Raw genomic sequence first — 21,882 nt, 5'->3', positions numbered from 1 at the left:
GGTTATCGGATCCAAACTTCGACCCGACGATTCACCTTGCGGCCCCATTCGGTGTCGTCGCAGGCCATCGGCATGGCCTCGCCAAAGCCCTCGACACTGATTTCGATGCTGTCGGGGAGGCTGGTTTCGACCGATGCCAGCACTGCGTTTCGGACGGTTTTGGCTCGCTGCAGGGCAATACGTGAATTGGCGACCGCCGCGCCCTCGCCGTCACTAAACCCAACAAAGATCAATTGACGCGCCTCCAACGTTCCGCTTTCCAAAGCTTGCGCAAGGTTCAAGATGTTTGACCGGGACTGAGCATCGGGTCGCGAAGACCCCGGTTCGAACCGAAAGGACAAAGATAGCCGCGAAAGTGGACGGAGGGTTTCGATCATGCGCTGCAACTCTTGCAACCCGACCTCAGCTCCACCGGTGCTGATCGCATTGGCCAGCCGATCGCCTTGCAGCCCAACCTGGATTGTTTCAAGGGATTGATCGACAAATCCGGCTTGCCGGATGACCATCTGTGCGGCGCTGCTTTGGGTATAGGCCAAAAACTGTCGCGCGACTTTGGGCAATCGTCTTTGTGGCAAATAGAAAAACATGGGTGAGGTCAGCGGATAATCTTCGGTCTTGACCGATTGCCGTGTTGCCGACAGGGCATGTCCGCACCCACCGGTCAGAGGCAGGGCGCGCACAGTCCCGGCCTCGGCAAGACTGGCGACGCCGAGCGCGAACGGGTCGTTCGAGACCGTGCGCACCAGATCTCTGTTTCGATCGTGGCGCGTGATCTGAGCGGTCATATGTGCGTTGGCAGGTGCTAACAGCAAATCCTCGACCGCCTGATCCAGCCCGGAACCGACCTGTGGCAGATGCAGAGAGATCGGCGCATCAGGCCCACCGAGATCGCCCCAATTTGCGACCTCGGCGGTGAAAACCTTCACCAGATCAGCAAGCGATATCTGGCGCACGGGATTGTCGGCCGACACGATTGGCACGATTGCATCCAGAGCCAAGACGCGCGACCGGCGGGTTTGCGTCAGATCTCCGAGCCCAGCGGCTTTGGTCAACTCCAGTTCGTCTGATCGAATTTCCCGCTGCGCCAACACGACATCTGCGGTGTTCTCAACCAGATCGATAAAGCCGTCAGCCGTATCCTTTGCACGAAATATGAACCTCGCCAAAGGCGCCTGCCGATCAGGCTGATTCAGGGCGTAGATCCGCAGGTCTCCGGTGCCCTCGGGCTGTGACAGGGTTAACCCTTCCTCGATGGCAAAGCCCTGTGCAAGCGCGGGCAGCAGTGTCTCGGCGATCACTGATGAGCCAGAGAAACGAACTTCGGCCACAAAATCCGTCAGGTTGGGGCAGGCTGGGCCGTCGCAGGTGACCCCTGATCCATCGACCGTCAGCTCTCCGAACTGCGTATCGACACGGTAGAATTCACCGTCGTAACCAAGAAGGGTGCCGACCACTTCTACCTTGCCGTCATGCGAGGTCAAAGTGATGTCCTGCGCGAATACGCTTTGTGCCAAGGATAAGGCAAAAAGCGCGGCGAACGCCGCACGAAGAATGCTCATTGGAAACCGTAGATCTGCCTGCTGCTTATTTGGCAGCGATTGTCAGGTCTGAGAACAGATTATTCAACACCAGAAAATCGCCAGCTGCCTCACAACCGGGCATATCCAGCGACAGGTCACGTGAGCGTAGCCGTTCCGCGCGCCATTCCAATGATTGCACGCTTAGGGGCTTGCCGCAATTTGCTTCAGTGACCTCAGTTTCAACCGACAGAGTGATACTTCCGGCCTCGGTTGCGGTCTCAATGGGATATGAATAAACCTCGATGTTGCGCGCGACGTCCGAACCGCCCTGACCCAGATGGATCACCGAGCCCGCGCCGCCGGTCTGGGACCCGGACCAAACGTGGCCTTCTTCCCCGTAACCTGCGCCGAATTCCAGCGCATGAAGCTGCAGATCGGTTTCGCCCTGCCACTGCAAGGCAACCCGGTTGAAGCTGTTGATCTCGGGCACATGCGTCGTCGCAACGGTGCCTTTCTCATCCGGCAGCGAGATCAGGAAAATAGCGTATTCCGACAGCGCCGGGATGGTCAGGTTCAAGCCGCCAAGCGCATCGGTCTCGGTGCTGAAAACCAGCCCGTTGTGATGAACCTCAATGGTCTCATTGGCGTGGCAGGGGGCCTTGACCCGCAGCCGTACGTTGGCGCCGGGCACAGCCATGGCGCGCGCGCTCATATCGCAATTCGAAGGCAAACGGCTGGTTTCTGGCGCTGAGCGTATGGATTGAGATAGATCCTTGGGACGCGTTTCTGTCGGGGAAGAAGAGGTCAGGACAACGCTTTCCAGTCCAGTCAGGTCCGAGTCCTGTTCCGAGATCGAAGCGACGCGTTCACCGCTCGGCTCAGCATTGGGTTGCTGCGCCGATCCGCTTTGCATCAAATATCCAATGGCCAGAGCGCAGGCAACGGTTCCGCCCGTGGTTACGTAGTTCTTAATGACAAACAAGACACCCTCCCCAGTTGAAGGAGCGAGTCGCAATTTGCTTCCCAATCAAGGCCAATATGTGGCCGTGAGGCGGACTCATTGTGGTGGAAAGCAGGTGACGTTAAGTCAACCTGCCGTGGCAATGTTTGAATTTTTTCCCCGAGCCACAGGGGCAAGGATCATTGCGTGACGGGTTACCCCAAGTCGAAGGATCATCCTCAACAAAACCCGGACGACTGTCACCAGACGCTTCGGCTTCGGCGATCGCCTCGGCATTCCCGGCAGCTTGATCCACAGCTTTCTGCGCCTGTGCCTGTTGCGCTGCCATCTGCGCGAGCATTTCCTTCTGTTCTTCTTCGCTCAGCGGGCGCACGCGCGACAATTGCTGAGTGACGGTTTCGCGCAAGGAATCAAGCATCCCTTCGAACAGCTGGAAGCTTTCGTTCTTGTACTCGTTCAGCGGATCGCGCTGTGCATAGCCACGGAAACCCACGACCGAGCGCAGATGTTCCAGCGTCAAAAGATGTTCGCGCCATTTGCCATCGATAGTCTGCAGCAGAACCTGCTTTTCGATGTTGCGCATGTTTTCCGGGCCAAACGCCACGGCCTTCTGCGCCATCATTTCATCGGCGGCCTTGATCAGACGTTCGCGGATTTGCTCGTCATCTACGCCTTCCTCGGCGGCCCAGTCCTGAACCGGCGCATCGATGGTTAGCTTGTCTTTGACCGCTTCGTGCAGACCTTCTGTATCCCATTGATCTGCATATGATTTTGGCGGCATGAATTCGTCGATCATATCGTCGATCACCTGCTCACGCATATCGGACACGACATCCGACAGATCATCTGCTGACATGATTTCACGCCGCTGGCTGAACACGACTTTCCGCTGATCGTTCATCACGTCGTCGAATTTCAGAACGTTTTTGCGCATGTCAAAGTTGCGACCTTCGACCTTGGATTGCGCCCGTTCCAGCGATTTGTTCACCCAGGGGTGAATGATTGCCTCGCCCTCTTTCATGCCCAGCGTGGTCAGGACCTTGTCCAAACGTTCCGAACCGAAGATGCGCATCAGGTCATCTTCCAGGCTCAGGTAGAACACGGTGCGGCCCGGGTCACCTTGGCGTCCCGAACGCCCGCGCAGCTGGTTGTCGATCCGGCGGCTTTCATGACGTTCGGACGCCATTACGTAAAGACCACCGGCCTGCAGCACCTTTTCCTTTTCTTCCGCGTGCTTGGCTTCTTCTGCCGCACGCAACTCGGCCGGGTCAGCCTCGGGGTTTTCGGCCAGCGCCTGCAGCACCTTCATCTCGACATTGCCGCCCAGCTGAATATCGGTGCCGCGGCCCGCCATGTTGGTGGCGATGGTCACCGCGCCAAGACGGCCTGCATCGGCCACTATCTGCGCTTCCTGTTCATGCTGGCGGGCGTTCAGAACGTTGTGCTCGATTCCCTCTTTGTCCAGCATCTGGCTGATCACTTCGGACTTTTCGATCGACGTGGTACCGACAAGAACCGGCTGACCTTTTTCACCGGCCTTTTTAACCTGTTCAATAATGGCACCGTATTTTTCGGCTGTCGTGCGATAGACCTGGTCGTCTTTGTCCTCACGCGCGATTGGTTTGTTGGTCGGAACCTCGACCACACCCAGACCATAGATTTCCTGAAATTCTTCCGCCTCGGTCAGCGCAGTGCCGGTCATGCCGGACAGCTTGTCATAGAGGCGGAAATAGTTCTGGAATGTCACGCTGGCCAGCGTCACATTCTCGGGCTGAATCTGTACGCCTTCCTTGGCTTCGATAGCTTGGTGCAGACCCTCCGACAAGCGGCGGCCCGGCATCATCCGACCGGTGAATTCGTCGATCAGCACCACATTGCCATCCCGAACGATATAGTCCTTGTCCCGTTGGAACAGTTTGTGCGCGCGCAGGCCCTGATTGACGTGATGCACCACAGTGGTGCTTTCGGGGTCGTACAGCGAATGCCCCTCGGGCAGCAGACCCGCTGAAAGCAGTTGCTGCTCCAAAAACTCGTTGCCTTCATCGGTGAACGTCACGCTGCGGCTTTTTTCATCGAGCGAGTAATGATCGTCCTGCAGCGTCGGGATCACGGTATCGATGGCAGTATAAAGGTCCGATCGGTCTTGTGCCGGCCCCGAGATGATCAGCGGCGTCCGCGCCTCATCAATCAGGATCGAGTCGACTTCGTCGACGATCGCGAAATTGTGGTGCTTCTGATAGACCTGTTCCAGATCGGCCTTCATGTTGTCGCGCAGATAGTCGAAGCCCAACTCATTATTTGTGGCATAGGTGATGTCACACTTGTACGCCGCCATCTTCTCGGCATCCGGTTGGCCCGACCAGATCACACCGGTCGTCATGCCAACGGACGCAAACACCTTGCCCATCCATTCCGAGTCGCGCTTGGCCAGGTATTCGTTCACCGTGACCACATGCACGCCCTTGCCGGTCAGTGCATTCAGATAGGCGGGGAAGGTGGCGACCAGGGTTTTGCCCTCACCCGTTTTCATTTCCGAGATGTTGCCCTGGTGCAGGAACAAACCACCCATCAACTGCACATCAAAGGCCCGAAGACCCAGGGCGCGCTTGGCCCCTTCGCGGACATTGGCAAATGCTTCCGGCAGCAAGTCATCCAGCTTTTCACCGTCCAGCGCTCGTTTGCGCAGCTCAGCGGTTTTCTCGATCAGGCCATCGTCGGTCAGGATCTCGAACTCCGGCTCCAGCGCATTGATCTTTTCGACCAGCGGGCGGGCCGCCTTGATCTTGCGGTCGTTCGGTGTTCCGAACACCTTTTTGGCGAGCGTTCCGAGTCCCAGCATGTTCACTCCAGCGGATCTGTTTTTTTCTTGGTTGCGACAGGCTTGCCCACCTTGCGCGCAGCCCCTAGATACGGGGGGTGAAAGGCGGCCCTGTCCAAGGCTTCAAAGCGATGTAAGGGGCAGGTTCCACAGTGTCAACGCTGCGCCCTGTCGCGGCAAAGAAATAGGATAATTCCATGCCCAAAGGCCTCACTTTTCTGCCATCGCTTGCGCTTGCTGCCGTGATGGCGTTGCCGCTGGCCGCCCAGGACGCACCGGATGCCAACACCGTGGTTGCCCGCGTGAACGGTGACGAGATCACATTGGGTCACGTCATCGCCACCGCCTCGGCGCTGCCGGCGCAGTATCAGCAGCTTGAAGATGAGGTGCTATATGATTTCATCCTCGAGCAACTGGTCCAGCAGCACCTGCTGAGCCTTGAACAGGAAGAGCTGAATACACTCAACGCCCTTCGACTGGAAAACGAAACCCGGTCCCTGCGCGCCGTGCAAACCGTCGAAGCGCTGACAGCCGCCAGTGTCACTGATGAGGCCATACAGGCCGCCTATGACACGCAATTCGCCGAGTTTCAGGGCGAAGACGAGTTCAATGCCAGCCACATTCTGGTCGAATCCGAAGACGAAGCCAAAGCTGTCAAAGCCCAACTGGAAGAAGGTGCAGATTTCGCTGAGCTAGCGAAAGAAAAATCCACAGGACCCTCTGGCCCCAATGGCGGTGCGCTGGGCTGGTTCGGCAAAGGCCAGATGGTGCCCGAGTTTGAAGGTGCCGTGCTTGGCCTTGAAAAGGGTCAGGTCTCGGACCCGGTGCAAACCCAGTTCGGTTGGCACGTGGTCACGCTGAACGACAAGCGCAAGACCGAGGCCCCCGAATTGGCGGTCGTGCGCGATGAATTGGCTCAGACCATTCGGCAAGAAGCAATTCAGGCCAAGATTGACGAGTTGACGCAGCAAGCGCAGATCGAGCGTCCCGCGCTCGAGGGCGCCGGCCCCGAGGTCATGCGCCAGCTGGAGCTGCTGCAGGAGTAACCCCGTGGCCACGATAACCAAGGTTTCACCGCTGGCCCCGGCGGCCTTCCCCGAATTGCCCGCGATCGACGGTGTGCGCTTCGCCACTGTCGAGGCTGGTGTCCGATATCAAGGCCGCACCGATGTGATGCTGGCCGTTCTTGATCCGGGCACCTCGGTGGCCGGGGTATTCACCCGCTCGGCCACCCGTGCGGCCCCCGTTCTGGATTGTCAGGACAAGATCGGCGGGCCCGGCGACGGGCCTGCAGCGATCCTTGTGAATTCGGGCAACGCCAATGCGTTTACCGGCCATTACGGGCAGACCTCAGTGGCCGAGGTGACACAAGCCGTTTCCAAAGCTACCGGAGTCGCGGTAGATCGGGTTTTTACCTCGTCGACCGGTGTCATCGGCGAGCCGCTGCCCCATGACCGCATCGTTGCACAGCTTGAGGCGTTGAAGGCGGGCCTCAGCCGTCACGCGATCGAGGACGCGGCGCGCGCGATCATGACCACCGACACCTTCCCGAAGGGGTCGTCGGCGCAGGTCGATATTGGCGGCCAAACAGTCTCTATTGCGGGGATAGCGAAGGGTTCCGGCATGATCGCGCCCGATATGGCGACGATGCTGGTTTATATCTTCACCGACGCTCAGATCGAGCAGACAGCGCTGCAGGCGATGCTGGGCGCGCAGACCGACCGGACCTTCAACTGCATCACCGTGGATAGCGATACCTCGACATCCGACAGCCTCTTGCTTTGCGCCACCGGGGCATCGGGCGTCGATGCCACCGGCAATGCCGCTTTCGCGCAAGCGCTGGAAACAGTGATGTTGGACCTTGCGCAGCAAGTGGTCCGCGACGGCGAAGGGGCCACGAAATTCGTCGAAATTCGTCTGACCGGCGCCGCCACGGATGCTGATGCCAAAACCCACGGGCTGGCTATCGCCAACTCCCCGCTGGTCAAAACCGCCATCGCGGGCGAGGACCCGAATTGGGGCCGCATCGTCATGGCCATCGGCAAATCCGGTGCTGCTGCAGACCGCGACCTTTTGAGCATATCGTTCGGAGACATCCTTGTGGCTGAAAAAGGCTGGGTCAGCCCCGACTACCGCGAGGAAGACGCTGCGGCCTATATGAAAGGTCAGGATTTGTTGATCGCAGTCGATCTGGGACTGGGTCAGGGCGCTTCCACCGTCTGGACCTGCGATCTGACCCACGGCTATATCGAAATCAACGCGGATTATCGCTCGTGAAGACAGTATTGGTGTCTGCTGTCGCTCTGATCGACATCGAGGGCCGCGTCCTGCTGGCCCAACGTCCCGAGGGCAAATCCATGGCCGGTCTCTGGGAATTCCCTGGCGGCAAAATCGAACCCGGCGAAACCCCCGAGGCCGCCCTGATCCGCGAGTTGCACGAGGAACTGGGCATCGACACCTGGGCCTCGTGCCTCGCCCCGCTGACCTTTGCTAGCCACAGCTATGACGATTTCCATCTGCTTATGCCGCTATTTGCCTGCCGGAAGTGGGAAGGCATCCCACAGTCCAAGGAAGGCCAGGCGTTGAAATGGGTGCGGGCAAATGACCTGCGGAACTATCCGATGCCCGCGGCGGATGTCCCGTTGATTCCGATTTTGCGGGATTGGTTGTAGTGTTTTCCATATATTTCGAGAAAAAGTTGTGAAGAATATTTCTGCAGTTTTGATTTTTGTTTCTACGACTGCGTACGCGGGCGAAAGGGAAGAACTCGTCGCGGCTCTGATGCAAGGGGGAAGCCATCAATTCGAAGATGAACGCCGTGAAGTTCAGGTTGATGGGTGTCAAATGACCACCTTTAGGTGGCGCGAAATACCCAACCATGGCTGGGTTCTCTGGACTTCATTCCAATTCGATATGATTGACGCTCAACTCAATGAGGACAATCGTTTTCCTGGAAAGAAGTACGCCTATGGCAAGCTTTACGACGGTACACCTGAGGTAGGTTTGGCGCTGTACGGATTCACAATGCGAGATGGCACACTTACTAGACAAGAACGATCGGTGTTAAGAGAGCCCTCGTCGGATACGTCTCCTTCTCCTAGAGGTGACGGAAATAGCCACTACTACGAGTGGCGAGCTAGCATGGTGATTTCGATGACAGGGCCCGGTGTAGAAACAAAAGCTATTACGTTTACAGAGGCTTATGACGCATACGTCAGCAAGTACTGCTCCTTCTCAAGTTAACATTCCTGTATTTCTTAGCTCGTAGGAATTATCAATTGACGTAACTGGAACCAAAGTCACTCATGCCGTTAAACGGCCACTCTTCGCCAACGCATGACAGCTGGAAAGCCTTCTTGCGCGTTTCGTACAACTCGAAAGATCAACCCTCCACCCCTGTTACAATTCGTAAGAATTGAGAAAACATCAGGCAAAACTTGACGCTGATCGTTACGACGTCCCTTATCGGGGCATTGGCGTTCGGGCAGCATCCCGAACCCGCCATTTTCGGCCCGGGGAGGGGTCGGATGGGGAGGAGAGAAAGATTGGCTCAGACGCAGTCGGGCGCTGAAGGGATGGACTCTCTTCCGGCGCTATTACACCGCAATGTGACCCAGTTCGGGGATGCCCCGGCCTATCGGGAAAAGGAATTCGGGATCTGGCAATGCTGGACCTGGGCGGAAGCCGCCAAAGAAATCCGTGCCATCGCGCTTGGGTTTCTAGAACTTGGCGTTGAAAAGGGTGACCATATTGCTGTGATTGGTCGGAACCGTCCCGCCCATTACTGGTCGATGGTTGCCGCTCAGATGGTAGGTGCGGTGCCGGTGCCTCTGTATCAGGATTCGGTCGCCGAAGAGATGGCCTATGTGCTGGAACATTGCGGCGCGAAATATGTGGTCTGCGGTGATCAGGAGCAGGTCGACAAAGTCATTGAAATTCAGGAAAACCTGCATCAGGTCAAACACATACTTTATACCGACAAGCGGGGGATGCGGAAGTATGACCACTCGCAGATGAACGCGCTTGAGGACATCATGGCCGAGGGCAGTGCGGGTCACGCGCGGTTTGATGCGGAACTGGACAAGCGCATTGCGGCGATCACCTATGACGATACCTGCGTGATGCTCTATACCTCGGGCACCACGGGCAAGCCCAAAGGCGTGGTGCTGTCGAACCGGAATGTTATTGAAAGCGCCAAGAATTCCGCAGAGTTCGATCATCTGACCCGAAATGAGGATATCCTGTCCTACCTGCCAATGGCGTGGGTTGGGGATTTCATATTCTCCATCGGTCAGGCCTATTGGTGCGGGTTCTGCGTGAACTGCCCCGAAAGCGCCGACACGATGATGACCGACCTGCGCGAGATCGGGCCGACCTATTTCTTCGCCCCGCCGCGCGTGTTCGAAACCCAGCTGACCAATGTGATGATCCGGATGGAGGACGCAGGCAAGCTGAAGCAGCGGATGTTCCATCACTTTATGGCCCATGCCAAAAAGGTCGGGGGGCTGCTTCTGGACGGCAAGCCGGTGGGTTTCGGCGACAAGTTGAAATACGCTTTGGGCAATCTGCTGGTCTATGGGCCGCTCAAGGATACGCTGGGCTATGGCCGTTTCCGCGTGGGTTATACAGCGGGTGAGGCGATCGGGCCGGAAATTTTTGATTTCTATCGCTCGTTGGGCATCAACCTAAAACAGCTTTATGGTCAGACCGAAGCGACCGTGTTCATCACCGTGCAGCCGGATGGCGAGGTACGGGCGGATACGGTTGGTGTTCCGGCCCCAGATGTCGAGCTGAAGATCGATGATAAGGGCGAGATTCATTACCGCTCACCCGGCGTGTTCGTCGAGTATTACAACAACCCGGATTCGACGGCCTCGACCAAGGATGCCGAAGGTTGGGTGGCGACGGGGGATGCCGGATTCATCGAGGAGAATTCCGGCCATCTGCGGATCATTGACCGTGCCAAAGACGTGGGCAAGATGGCTGATGGTTCGATGTTCGCGCCGAAATATGTCGAGAACAAGCTGAAATTCTATCCCGATATTCTTGAAGTCGTGCTGTTCGGGAATGGCAAGGATCGATGCGTGGCTTTCATCAATATCGATTTAACAGCGGTTGGAAACTGGGCGGAACGCAACAACGTTGCTTATGCATCATACCAAGAACTGGCGGGACATCCGCGTGTGTTAGAGACGATTAAGGCGCATGTGGAAGAGGTAAACAAGTCGGTTGCCGCCGATGAAATGCTATCGGGCTGTCAGGTGCATCGCTTTGTGGTTCTGCACAAGGAACTGGATGCCGATGATGGCGAGATGACCCGGACCCGCAAGGTGCGGCGTGGGTTTGTCGAGGACAAATTCAGCGACATTATTGCGGCGTTGTATGACGGGTCGTCGAGCGTTTCGACCACGACTGAAGTGACCTATGAAGATGGTCGTAAGGGATCGATTTCTGCGACGTTGGAAATTGTCGATGCGCCAGTGGTTCCGGTCGCGCAGCACAAGGTGGCAGCGGAATGAGTGGGCTGAAGCGCGCCGCTCGACCTGCGGTCATCGCCCCGCCCGCCATCCCGTTTTTGTGTCAGGGAGGTTCTGATGCTGGATAACTCCGAAGGATATGTCACCGAAGACGGCCGCAAGATCGGCGGTGTGGTGATGGAGATGAAGAACATCACCCTGCGCTTTGGCGGCGTGGTGGCAATCAAGGATATCTCGTTCGATATTCGCGAGGGTGAGATCCGGGCGATCATCGGGCCAAACGGCGCGGGCAAATCCTCGATGTTGAATGTGATCTCGGGGTTCTATGTCCCGCAAGAAGGTGAGGTCTGGTTTCACGGCTCCAAGCGCCCTCCGATGCGGCCGTTTGAGGTGGCGCAGCAGGGGATCGCGCGGACGTTCCAGAACATTGCCTTGTTTGAAGGGATGAGCGTTCTAGACAACGTCATGACCGGGCGTTTGGGTTTTATGAAGACCAATATTCTTCAGCAGGCGCTGTGGAAGGGCAAGGCCGAGGCAGAAGAGACCGAGAACCGCGAGGCGGTCGAGAAGATCATTGATTTCCTTGAGATTCAGCACATCCGCAAAACGCCAGTGTCCCGCCTGCCCTACGGGTTGAAGAAACGCGTCGAACTGGCGCGCGCGCTGGCGGCGGAACCGAAACTGCTGCTGCTGGATGAGCCGATGGCCGGGATGAACGTCGAAGAGAAAGAGGACATGAGCCGCTTTATCCTCGACGTGAATGACGAGTTTGGCACCACGATTGCGCTGATCGAGCACGATATGGGCGTGGTAATGGATCTGAGCGACCGTGTGGTTGTGATGGATTACGGCAAAAAGATTGGTGACGGCACCCCGGATGAGGTGCGCAACAACCAAGAAGTCATTGATGCCTATTTGGGGGTCAGCCATGACTGAGGTCCGGGCAGAATTGGGGAGGGGCTGGCATGCCTGAACAATTAATCTTCGCGATGGAGGTCATCCTCAACGGTCTGATGGCTGGGGTGCTGTATGCGCTGGTCGCGCTGGGCTTTGTGTTGATCTACAAGGCGTCGGGGATTTTCAATTATGCCCAAGGGGTTATGGCCCTGTTTGCGGCGATGACGCTGGTCGGAATCATGAACGGGCAGGTGCCTTTTGCGCACCTGATCAACGCGACTTTCGGCACGCACGTCTATAATTTTGGTTGGAATGTGCCCGCGTTGCTTGCGATTATTCTGACCATGGCCGTGATGGTGTTGCTGGCCTGGTGCGTGCAACGGTTCGTCATGCGCCATCTGGTCGGGCAAGAGCCGATCATCCTGTTCATGGCGACCATTGGTCTGGCCTATTTCCTTGAGGGCGTCGCCGACCTGATGTGGGGGTCCGAGATCAAGACGCTGGATGTGGGTCTGCCGCAGGGTATCAACCTGTGGATTGACGAGACGACCTTTAATATCTTCGACTACGGTTTCTTCATCGACAATCTGGACATCGTGGCCACGATCATCGCAGCACTTCTGGTGGCGGCTCTGGTGGCGTTCAGCCAGTACACCAAGCAGGGTCGGGCGATGCGTGCGGTGGCGGATGACCATCAGGCGGCGCTATCGGTCGGGATTTCGCTGAACTTCATCTGGATCATGGTCTGGTCGGTCGCCGGGTTTGTGGCGCTGGTCGCGGGCATCATGTGGGGCACCAAATCGGGCGTCCAGTTCTCGCTGTCGCTGATCGCGCTGAAGGCGCTGCCGGTGCTGATGCTAGGCGGGTTCACCTCGATCCCCGGAGCCATTGTCGGTGGCCTGATCATCGGTGTGGGTGAGAAACTGTTCGAGTTCGCCATCGGCCCAATGGTTGGCGGTGCGACTGAGAACTGGTTTGCCTATGTATTGGCGCTGATATTCCTCGTGTTCCGACCTCAAGGCCTGTTCGGCGAGAAGATCATCGAGAGGGTGTAGGGCGTGACCAAGCTGATTGCCATCATCAACGTGATCGCATGGGCGGGGTTTTGGGCTTTCGGCTACATCGCCCTGACATCGAGCGATCTGACCGAGGGCCAACTTGTGATCGCTGTAATTCTGGCCTTTGCCGGGCTGGTCATGGGCATCCTGGCTTACATGAAACTGGTGCGCGCTTCCGAGGCCACCGGATATGCCAAAGGGTCCAATCAACTGGACGCCGCTGCCCGCAATCGGGCGCAGGAAGAATGGGGAAAGTAAGATATGTTCTATCGTGAGGCCGGGGATTTCAAAACCTCATATATCGCCGACAGCCAGACTTTCCCGATCAAGTTTGACCGGTATCGGTACTATGTCGTTCTGGCGGTGGCGTTCGGAATAATTCCGTTCATCATCAACGATTATTGGGCCAATGCGCTGCTTCTGCCATTCCTGATCTATGCCATCGCTGCGATCGGGCTGAACATTTTGGTGGGCTATTGCGGGCAGGTCTCGCTGGGCACCGGCGGGTTCATGGCAGTGGGGGCTTATGCCTGCTACAAACTGATGACAGCGTTTCCCGATGTTAGCATGTTCATCCATGTGATCCTTGCCGGCGGCATCACCGCGATCGTGGGTGTCCTCTTCGGCTTACCTTCTCTGCGGATCAAAGGATTCTATCTGGCGGTGGCCACGCTGGCGGCGCAGTTCTTCCTTGTGTGGCTGTTTAACCGGGTGCCGTGGTTCTACAACTACTCGGCCTCGGGACAGATCAATGCGCCGGAACGCGATGTGTTCGGTATCATTATCACTGGCCCGAATGCTCCGGCATGGGCGACTTATTTGTTCTGCCTGATCTTCTTGACCGTCTGCGCAATCATCGCGCGTAACCTGACCCGCGGCACTACTGGTCGTACCTGGATGGCAATCCGCGACATGGACATCGCGGCCGAGATCATCGGGGTGAACCCGCTCAAGGCCAAGCTGACCGCCTTTGCTGTCAGTTCGTTCTTCGTGGGCGTGGCCGGCGCGCTGTTCTTTGCGGTCTATCTGGGCGCGGTCGAGGTTGGAGAAGTGTTCGGCATTCAAAAATCGTTCCTGGTGCTGTTCATGGTGATTATCGGCGGGTTAGGGTCTATTTTTGGATCCTTTGCCGGTGCCGCCTTCCTCGTGTTGCTGCCAGTCGTTTTGAAACTGCTTGGCGTCGATCTGCTGGGCTGGCCCACGGATATCGTGGCGCACCTGAACCTCGTCATCGTCGGTGCTCTGATCATCATGTTCCTGATCCTCGAACCGCACGGTCTGGCGCAGCTCTGGCGTGTGGCGAAAGAGAAACTCAGACTCTGGCCGTTCCCGCACTAAGGACCGGCCCAACGAAAAGACGGGTGTGAAACCCGAAACCCAACATCGGATCAACCAAGGGAGGAGACACCCGATGAAAAAGAAACTGGCAACCCTGGCGCTGGGCGCCGTGATGGCCGCAGGTCCGGTCATGGCCGACCTCGTATTCCCGTCGCTCAGTTACCGGACCGGGCCTTATGCGGCCGGCGGTATCCCATTTGCGGACGGATATGCCGACTACTTCACACTGCTGAACGAACGCGATGGCGGTATCGGCGGTGTTGCGGCCAACGTGATCGAATGCGAGACTGGATATAACACGGAAAAAGGCGTGGAATGTTATGAATCGACCAAGGGCGAAGGTGCTCTGGTCTATCAGCCCCTGTCCACCGGCATCACCTATCAGTTGATCCCTAAAGTGACCGCAGACGGCATTCCGCTGCACACGATGGGTTATGGCCGCACCTCGGCGGCGAACGGTAAGGTGTTCAGCAACGTGTTCAACTATCCTGCCAATTACTGGAACGGGGCGTCGGGCGCGATCAACTATCTGCTGGACGAAAACGGTGGCGACTTGAGCGGCAAAAAGATCGCGCTGGTCTATCACAACTCGGCCTATGGCAAGGAACCGATCCGTACGCTGGAAACACTGGCTGAAAAACATGGCTATGACCTGACCCTGCTGCCGGTCGACCACCCCGGTCAGGAGCAGAAGTCGCAGTGGCTGCAAATCCGCCGGGAAAAGCCCGACTATGTGATCATGTGGGGCTGGGGCGTGATGAACCAGGTCGCCGTGCAAGAAGCCGCCAATATCCGCTTCCCAATGGAGAACTTCATCGGTGTCTGGTGGTCCGGGGCCGAGTTTGATGTTGAGCCTGCGGGTGATAAGGCCACCGGTTACAAAGCGCTGACCTTCACCGGTCTGGGCGACGACTATCCTGTCTATGACGACCTGAAGAAATATGTCGTCGATGCGGGCAAAGCTGCAGGCGCCGGTGATCAACTGGGTACGGTGCAGTACAACCGCGGCCTCTATGCTGCGATGCTGGCCGCAGAAGCAGTGAAAACCGCGCAAGAGATGCACGGCACTGCCGAGATCGACGCAGCGATGATGCGCGATGGCATGGAGGCGCTGGAGATCACCAACGCCAAGATGGAAGCGCTGGGTATGGCCGGTTTCGGACCTGAATTCGCGGTCTCATGCGAAAACCACGGCGGCCCAGGCCTTGTCGGCGTTGTTCAGTGGGATGCAGCGGCGGGTACCTGGAACTCGATTCAGGGCTTCGAACCGACTGACGCTGAGGTCATCAACGCACTGATCGACGAAGACTCGGGCGCATATGCTGCTGAGAACAATATTTCTCAGCGCTGCGAATAAGGTGCTCTGAACCAAACGGGGCGGCGGATCGCTGCCGCCCCGAACCCCACACTCGCACAAGGATACGCGCTGATGTTGGATGCGGCACAAACCACTGACGTGCAGGCGGAAACCCTGCTTGAGGTCAACAATATCGAGGTGATCTACAACCATGTGATCCTTGTTTTGAAAGGCGTCAGCCTGACTGTGCCCAAGGGCGGCATCACAGCCCTACTGGGTGGCAATGGTGCGGGCAAGACAACCACATTGAAGGCCGTGTCGAACTTGCTGCATTCGGAACGGGGCGAGGTCACCAAAGGCTCGATTAAATATCGCGGCGAGGGCGTACATGAAAGCGACCCGGCTGCCTTGGTTGAGAAGGGCGTCATTCAAGTCATGGAAGGCCGCCACTGTTTCGAACACCTCACAGTCGAGGAAAATCTGCTGACCGGTGCCTATACCCGGAAGGACGGGTCTGCCGCGATCCAGCAGGACCTTGAATTGGTTTACAATTACTTCCCACGCTTGAAGGAACGCCGTCGTAGTCAGGCCGGTTATACTTCGGGCGGTGAGCAGCAGATGGTGGCGATGGGCAGGGCTCTGATGTCGCGCCCCGAGACCATCCTTCTTGATGAACCCTCAATGGGTCTGGCTCCGCAACTTGTCGAAGAGATTTTTGGCATCGTAAGGGACCTGAACGAGAAGGAAGGCGTGTCCTTCCTGCTGGCCGAGCAGAACACAAATGTGGCTCTAAGGTTTGCTCATTACGGTTATATTCTGGAATCTGGCCGCGTGGTGATGGACGGCCCCGCCGCTGAATTGCGCGAAAACCCGGACGTAAAGGAATTTTATCTCGGCATGTCTGACGAAGGCCGCAAGAGCTTTCGAGACGTGCGCTCATACCGCCGCCGCAAGAGATGGCTGTAAGCGGGTGGAGGATATTTCAATGACCTATTTTGATAAGCTTGAAACCCGATCCGCTGACGAGCGCACCGCTGATCACGCGCGCGCCTTGCCAGAACAGATTGCCCGCGCGCAAAAAGCGCCCGGATATGCCGGCATCCTGTCCAACGTGGACGCCAGCACAGTGACAGACATGCAGGCGCTGGCACAACTGCCGGTTCTGCGAAAATCCGATCTGACAAAGGCGCAGGGCACCCGACCTCCGTTTGGAGGGTTCACCGTCAAACCAGCGCGGAATTTCCAGCATGTCTTTCAATCTCCGGGTCCGATTTACGAGCCCGGCAGCACTGATCACGACTGGTGGCGCATGGGCCGGTTCCTGAATGCTGCTGGGGTTGGTCCAGGCGATATCGTTCAGAACTGTTTTGGCTATCACCTCACCCCCGCGGGCATGATCTTTGAAAGCGGCGCGCAGGCCGTTGGCGCGTCGGTCCTGCCTGCAGGTACAGGTCAGACCGAGTTGCAGGTGACAGCTGCGCGCGATGTGGGTTGCACCGCATATGCAGGTACGCCTGACTATCTGAAAGTCATTCTGGATAAAGCCGAAGCCATGGGCGTCGCGCTGAAATTTTCCAAGGCCGTTGTGGGTGGCGGGGCGCTGTTTCCAAGCCTACGACAAGATTACGCCGATCGGGGCATCGTCTGCCTGCAATGCTACGCGACCGCTGATCTGGGCAACATAGCTTATGAAAGCCCTGCGATGGAGGGTATGATCATCGACGAACACGTGATCGTTGAGATCGTCACCCCCGGCACAGGAACCCCGGTTGCACCTGGTGAAGTAGGTGAGGTGGTTGTGACTACGCTGAACCCCGATTACCCGTTGATCCGATTTGCCACCGGTGATCTGTCGGCGATCATGCCCGGAGAGTCTCCGTGCGGGCGCACAAATATGCGTATCAAAGGCTGGATGGGTCGCGCCGATCAGACCACCAAGATCAAGGGCATGTTCGTCCGCCCCGAACAGGTGGCCGCGCTGGTCGACAAGCATGATGAAATCGTCAAGGCGCGTGTCATTGCGGCGCGACAGGGCGAGATGGATACCATGACCGTTCAGATCGAAAGCCCCTGCGAGAACGATGGTGCCTATGCAAAATCGGTGGTCGAAGTCCTGAAACTGAAAGGCGCGATTGAAGTTGTGGCGCCGGGCTCATTACCAAAAGATGGCTTGGTGATCGAGGATCAGCGCGTTTATGAATAGGGATCTGCGGCGAACATTGCCGCAGTTTTTGTTAGTCCGCCCACTGGTGTTTCTTAGAGTTTTAGTCGATTAAAGGCAGACCCTACGGGATTCTCAGTCAGACGCCATGGCCGAAGTCGAATATTCAGAACACGGAACGCATAATCGCGGCGCACTAGGCACACGCTTTGTGGGCGGCATTGCCTATGTCGTGGCAGCCGCCTGTCTGTTGCCAATGGTGGCGGTTGTTCTGGCGGCGGTGACCGGTGGCACCGACACAATTTCCCATTTGTTAGAGACTGTTTTGCCTGGCTATGCGCTGACCACGGTGATCCTGGTGGTGCTGGTCGCAGCAGGGACGTTTTCGATTGGCGTCGGCGCTGCGTGGCTGGTCACGATGACCCGCTTTCCCGGAGTGCGGTGGCTGGAAATCGCTCTGGTCCTGCCGCTGGCCTTTCCGGCTTATGTGCTGGCCTATGCCTATACTTTCATTCTGGATCACCCTGGAATCGTTCAGACCACGCTGCGGGATGTGACCGGCTGGGGCCCGCGCGACTATTGGTTCCCCGAGATTCGCTCGACCGAGGGTGCGGCGGTGATGTTGATCCTGGTGTTGTATCCCTATGTCTATTTGCTGGCGCGCGCGGCGTTTCTGCAGCAAAGCGCCACGGCCTTTCTGGCGGCCCGGGCGCTGGGCAACGGCCCCTGGCATGCCTTTTGGCGCGTATCCCTGCCGATGGCACGCCCGGCGATTGCGGGGGGCGTCTTGCTGGCGGTTATGGAAACCATCGCCGATTTCGGCACAGTCGCCTATTTCGGAGTGCAGACTTTTGCCACTGGCATCTACACAAGCTGGTTTTCCATGGCTGATCGCGCTGCTGCGGCGCAACTCGCCCTTTGTCTGTTGGGTTTTGCGCTTGTCATGGCCGTGGCCGAGCGGACACAGCGCGGCAAAGCCAAATACTATCAGGCAGGCAAGCGCCACGCAGGCCTGCCAGCGGCGCAACTCAAGGGATGGCAATCACTTGCGGCATTTCTGCTATGCGCAATTCCCGTCCTGTTCGGATTCCTTCTGCCTGTGGTTATCCTGGTGCAGATGGGGTTGGAATCCGAGCAGAACCTGCTGTCGCGCCGATATATCGGGTTCATACAGAACTCGCTGACACTGGCGGGGACTGCGGCGGTTATCACCGTCAGCGCGGCGATTTCGATAGGATTCTTCCAACGCCTGCGCCCCGGACGCGGGGCCGCAATGGCGGCTTATGTGGCGCGGTTGGGCTATGCGGTGCCGGGTGGCGTGATTGCCGTGGGGCTGATCGTCCCCTTTGCGGGTTTCGACAACGCGCTGGACGCGTGGATGCGCCAAACCTTTGGTATCTCGACCGGACTACTGGTCACTGGATCCATCTGGTTGTTGATCGCGGCTTATATGGTGCGCTTTCTGGCCGCCGCGCTCAGCGCGTATGAGGGTGGGCAGAGTACCGTTCACGCCAATATGGATGCCGCGGCGCGGTCACTGGGTCAAACCCCGTTAGGAACGCTGCGCCGGGTGCATCTGCCGATCCTTACGCCTTCGCTGCTAACGGCACTGTTGATTGTCTTTGTGGATGTGATGAAAGAGCTGCCCGCGACCCTGATCATGCGGCCTTTTAACTTCGACACGCTAGCAGTGCAGGCCTATCGTCTGGCCTCGGATGAGAGGCTTGAAGGTGCAGCGGTTCCGTCGCTGGTTATTCTGGCTGTCGGGTTGCTGCCGGTGATCCTAATTTGCCGTCAGGTTGGGCGCAGATAGCGGGCGGGCGATCCAAAAATACAACACCTTGATGCCAGTGGGCTTGATTCGACGGCGATTTCCGGCAAGGCTTGTCATATGAACATGCAGCCTCCCAGCCGGTTCGGGTCCGGCTCTGCCCAGATGCCGGTCGCGTTTGACCGGCGCGAGATGTCTCAAATCCTGTCTGTTTATGGCCGAATGGTCGCTGCCGGTGAATGGCGCGACTACGGAATCTCGAACCTGCGGGATATGGCGGTATTTTCGATTTTTCGGCGCACGGCGGAACATCCCATTTACAGGGTCGAGAAGCACCCGCGCCTGCGGCTACGTCAGGGCATGTATTCCGTGGTCGGCATGGATGGGCGTATTTTGAAGCGCGGGCACGATCTGCGCGCGGTTCTGAGGGTTCTGGAACGCAAGCTTATCCGTGCGGTTGACCTGGATTAGAGCCTTTTGTGCGCTGTAACCGGCCCGTCACCCTGGGCAGCGATCCGGGCAATCGCCTGATCCATCGGTTCGAGCGCGACGGCCATGTGATAGGCGTTGGCGTGAAGTAGAAGGTTTTCGGCGGCAACCCAGGCAACATGGCCTTTCCAGAACAGCAAGTCTCCGCGCCGTGCGTGATCGCCCTCGAGCACCGATCCACCAACTTCGCGTTCCTGATCGCCGCTGTCTCCGGGACAAGGAACGCCGCAGGCGAGCAGTGCGAGCTGTACGAGGCCCGAGCAATCCAGCCCGAATCGACTGTTACCACCCCAAAGATAAGGGGTGCCTAGAAAAAGTTCGGCCGCGGAAACGGGATCGGTCAGCAGGGAATAGGCGGGCACGGCATGCACCCCCGGAATGAACCCGATTGGCGTTTCCAGAAACCCGCCCTCCTCAGACAGAGCCCTGATTTTACTGCCAAAGCTCAGCGAGGTCAGATCGCGGCTTTTAATTTCGGGCTTCTCATAGGCATGGGTCGAAGCGGCGACGATCCAGTGAGTCTGTGGCTCAATTGGTCCCAGATGGTCTGTCGCCACCCATCCGGTATAGCCGTCCTTGCTGGCTGAGATCTCGCTCCAGCCGCTTTGGTCGTCCAAAACAGTGACCGTGTCGCCAAACAACAATTGTCGGTCGCGCGGACCGTCAGGGTGGCGCAGCAGGTCTATGACCGGTTGAATGATGCGCGCCTGAGTCATAGGCCAAGGATCTCTGGCAAAGCCCCCAGGAGGGCACGCGGGCCTTGGCCCAAACCACCCTTGCTGCGACCGGGTTCCTTACTGCGTTGCCACGAATAGATGTCAAAATGCATATAGCGACTTTCGGCAGCGAACCGGCGCAGGAACAGTGCCGCGGTGATAGAGCCTGCAAATCCACCAGAAGGCGCATTGTCGAGGTTAGCGATGCCGGGTTCGATCATCGCTTCATAGGGGTCATGAAAAGGCATACGCCAGACCGGATCAGCGGCAGCCCGGCCAGCACGCGCCAGCACGTCCGCGGCTTTGTCGTCATCGGTATAAAACGGGGCCAGATCAGCGCCCAATGCAACCCGGGCCGCGCCAGTCAAAGTGGCCATCGAGATGAGCAGGTTTGGTGCCCCTTCATGCGCCAGAGCAAGGGCATCGGCCAGCACCAACCGACCCTCGGCATCAGTGTTGTTGATCTCAACCGTTAGCCCATTACGCGCCGTCAGGATGTCGCCGGGGCGGAAAGCATTGCCCGCTACTGCGTTTTCGACCGCCGGGATCAGGACCCGTAATTGCACCTTCAGATCCAGCGCCATGATCATACGGGCCAGACCCAGCACATTGGCCGCTCCGCCCATATCTTTTTTCATCAACCCCATCGACGCACCGGGTTTCAGATTCAGGCCGCCGGTATCGAAACAGACCCCTTTCCCAACTAATGTTAGTTTTGGCCCTTGATCGCCCCAGTTCATCTCGATCAGACGCGGGGCCTGTTCGGCAGCACGCCCCACCGCGTGGATCATCGGAAAATTCTGTTCCAGCAACGCATCGCCTGTGATGACCGAGATGTCTGCGCCGTGTTCCCGTGCCTGTGCCTCAACCGCGTGTTGTAATTGCGCCGGGCCCATGTCCGAAGCGGGTGTGTTGACCAGATCCCGTGTCAATGCCTCGGCATTGGCCATGATTTCGATCCGCCGGGCATCTATGCCATCGGGCGCAATAAGCGTGGCGTTGGCCGGGCTTTGCGCCGCATAGCGATCAAAGGCATATCCCGTCATCAGCCAGCCCAGGCATTCAGCCTCAAGCACATCTGCGGGAACGCCCGAGGCGATATGATAGGTGCCCTTGGGCAGCGATTCTGCGGCAGCGGCTAGCGGAAATCGCTTGCGTACCCGTTTTGCCGCGCTGCCATATCCCGCCAAGGCAAACTGCGGATTACCATCTGTGCCGGGCAGCAGAAGTGTTTGACCCAGAGCTCCGGAAAACCCATCGGCCGTAACCCAAGCTCGGATATGATCCGGCTGATCGGTCAGCCAGCTTTCAAAATCTGATTGCTCTAACACATGTAGTGGCAGCGATGGGTCGGAGGCAGGGGCGAAGGACAGGGTCAT

Annotated in this window: 19 protein-coding genes; 14 read left to right on the top strand and 5 right to left on the bottom strand. The window is 57.8% G+C overall.

Features of this window, described 5'->3' with window-relative positions; all coding sequences use genetic code 11:
- Positions 1-2: 2 nt before the first annotated feature.
- The 3 genes from ACR0DE_RS19825 to secA all read right to left on the bottom strand — a co-directional run bounded on the left by ACR0DE_RS19825 (position 3) and on the right by secA (position 5,320).
- On the bottom strand, positions 3-1,559 hold the full coding sequence (locus tag ACR0DE_RS19825) for a phosphate ABC transporter substrate-binding/OmpA family protein (protein WP_480754948.1): 1,557 nt from the start codon (positions 1,557-1,559) through the stop codon (positions 3-5).
- Between the two features lie 25 nt (positions 1,560-1,584).
- Complete coding sequence (locus ACR0DE_RS19820) at positions 1,585-2,502, bottom strand: hypothetical protein (RefSeq protein WP_255611988.1); 918 nt, start codon at positions 2,500-2,502, stop codon at positions 1,585-1,587.
- A 100-nt stretch (positions 2,503-2,602) separates the two neighbouring features.
- The gene (secA, locus tag ACR0DE_RS19815; RefSeq protein WP_170664223.1) at positions 2,603-5,320 is read right to left on the bottom strand and encodes a preprotein translocase subunit SecA; all 2,718 of its coding nucleotides are present in this window, start codon (positions 5,318-5,320) and stop codon (positions 2,603-2,605) included.
- A gap of 176 nt (positions 5,321-5,496) precedes the next feature.
- On the opposite strand from secA, the gene ACR0DE_RS19810 reads away from it, so the two are divergent.
- From ACR0DE_RS19810 to ACR0DE_RS19745, 14 genes are all read left to right on the top strand, one after another.
- Entirely contained in the window at positions 5,497-6,345 is an 849-nt protein-coding gene (locus tag ACR0DE_RS19810) for a peptidylprolyl isomerase (RefSeq protein WP_170399297.1), read from the top strand.
- Between the two features lie 4 nt (positions 6,346-6,349).
- Complete coding sequence (gene argJ, locus ACR0DE_RS19805) at positions 6,350-7,576, top strand: bifunctional glutamate N-acetyltransferase/amino-acid acetyltransferase ArgJ (protein WP_480754945.1); 1,227 nt, start codon at positions 6,350-6,352, stop codon at positions 7,574-7,576.
- Positions 7,573-7,971, top strand: a complete 399-nt coding sequence (mutT, locus tag ACR0DE_RS19800; RefSeq protein WP_170334201.1) for an 8-oxo-dGTP diphosphatase MutT — start codon at positions 7,573-7,575, stop codon at positions 7,969-7,971. Before argJ ends, mutT begins: the two co-directional genes overlap by 4 nt.
- Positions 7,972-7,999: 28 nt before the next feature.
- Positions 8,000-8,542 carry a hypothetical protein gene (locus tag ACR0DE_RS19795; RefSeq protein WP_480754944.1) on the top strand — a complete coding sequence of 181 codons (543 nt, stop codon included), beginning with the start codon at positions 8,000-8,002 and terminating at the stop codon, positions 8,540-8,542.
- A 332-nt stretch (positions 8,543-8,874) separates the two neighbouring features.
- Positions 8,875-10,818, top strand: coding sequence for an AMP-binding protein (locus tag ACR0DE_RS19790; RefSeq protein ID WP_480755014.1), 1,944 nt, complete (start codon positions 8,875-8,877; stop codon positions 10,816-10,818).
- A 75-nt stretch (positions 10,819-10,893) separates the two neighbouring features.
- Positions 10,894-11,712 carry an ABC transporter ATP-binding protein gene (locus ACR0DE_RS19785; protein WP_170399285.1) on the top strand — a complete coding sequence of 273 codons (819 nt, stop codon included), beginning with the start codon at positions 10,894-10,896 and terminating at the stop codon, positions 11,710-11,712.
- 29 nt (positions 11,713-11,741) lie between these two features.
- Complete coding sequence (locus ACR0DE_RS19780) at positions 11,742-12,728, top strand: branched-chain amino acid ABC transporter permease (protein ID WP_170408767.1); 987 nt, start codon at positions 11,742-11,744, stop codon at positions 12,726-12,728.
- A gap of 3 nt (positions 12,729-12,731) precedes the next feature.
- Entirely contained in the window at positions 12,732-12,989 is a 258-nt protein-coding gene (locus ACR0DE_RS19775) for a hypothetical protein (RefSeq protein WP_170408766.1), read from the top strand.
- A gap of 3 nt (positions 12,990-12,992) precedes the next feature.
- On the top strand, positions 12,993-14,069 hold the full coding sequence (locus ACR0DE_RS19770) for a branched-chain amino acid ABC transporter permease (RefSeq protein WP_170408765.1): 1,077 nt from the start codon (positions 12,993-12,995) through the stop codon (positions 14,067-14,069).
- 73 nt (positions 14,070-14,142) lie between these two features.
- Positions 14,143-15,426, top strand: coding sequence for an ABC transporter substrate-binding protein (locus tag ACR0DE_RS19765; RefSeq protein WP_170627002.1), 1,284 nt, complete (start codon positions 14,143-14,145; stop codon positions 15,424-15,426).
- A gap of 72 nt (positions 15,427-15,498) precedes the next feature.
- Positions 15,499-16,332, top strand: a complete 834-nt coding sequence (locus tag ACR0DE_RS19760; protein WP_170399269.1) for an ABC transporter ATP-binding protein — start codon at positions 15,499-15,501, stop codon at positions 16,330-16,332.
- Between the two features lie 19 nt (positions 16,333-16,351).
- A complete protein-coding gene (locus ACR0DE_RS19755; RefSeq protein WP_480754941.1) occupies positions 16,352-17,569 on the top strand; it encodes a phenylacetate--CoA ligase family protein in 1,218 nt (405 codons plus the stop codon).
- Positions 17,570-17,675: 106 nt separating this feature from the next.
- Positions 17,676-19,340: an ABC transporter permease gene (locus tag ACR0DE_RS19750; RefSeq protein WP_170613512.1), complete on the top strand. Its 1,665-nt coding sequence runs from the start codon at positions 17,676-17,678 to the stop codon at positions 19,338-19,340.
- Positions 19,341-19,418: 78 nt separating this feature from the next.
- A complete protein-coding gene (locus ACR0DE_RS19745) occupies positions 19,419-19,769 on the top strand; it encodes a DUF2794 domain-containing protein (protein ID WP_170399260.1) in 351 nt (116 codons plus the stop codon).
- Here the strand turns inward: ACR0DE_RS19745 and ACR0DE_RS19740 are convergent.
- Both ACR0DE_RS19740 and ACR0DE_RS19735 read right to left on the bottom strand, forming a co-directional pair.
- Entirely contained in the window at positions 19,766-20,503 is a 738-nt protein-coding gene (locus ACR0DE_RS19740) for a C40 family peptidase (protein ID WP_480754939.1), read from the bottom strand. The genes ACR0DE_RS19745 and ACR0DE_RS19740 overlap by 4 nt on opposite strands.
- Positions 20,500-21,882, bottom strand: a complete 1,383-nt coding sequence (locus tag ACR0DE_RS19735; RefSeq protein ID WP_480755012.1) for a leucyl aminopeptidase family protein — start codon at positions 21,880-21,882, stop codon at positions 20,500-20,502. The genes ACR0DE_RS19740 and ACR0DE_RS19735 overlap by 4 nt, the downstream gene beginning before the upstream one ends.

The sequence above is a fragment of the Ruegeria sp. C10 genome (assembly GCF_056537805.1).
This window is presented reverse-complemented; position numbering and strand designations above follow the sequence as displayed.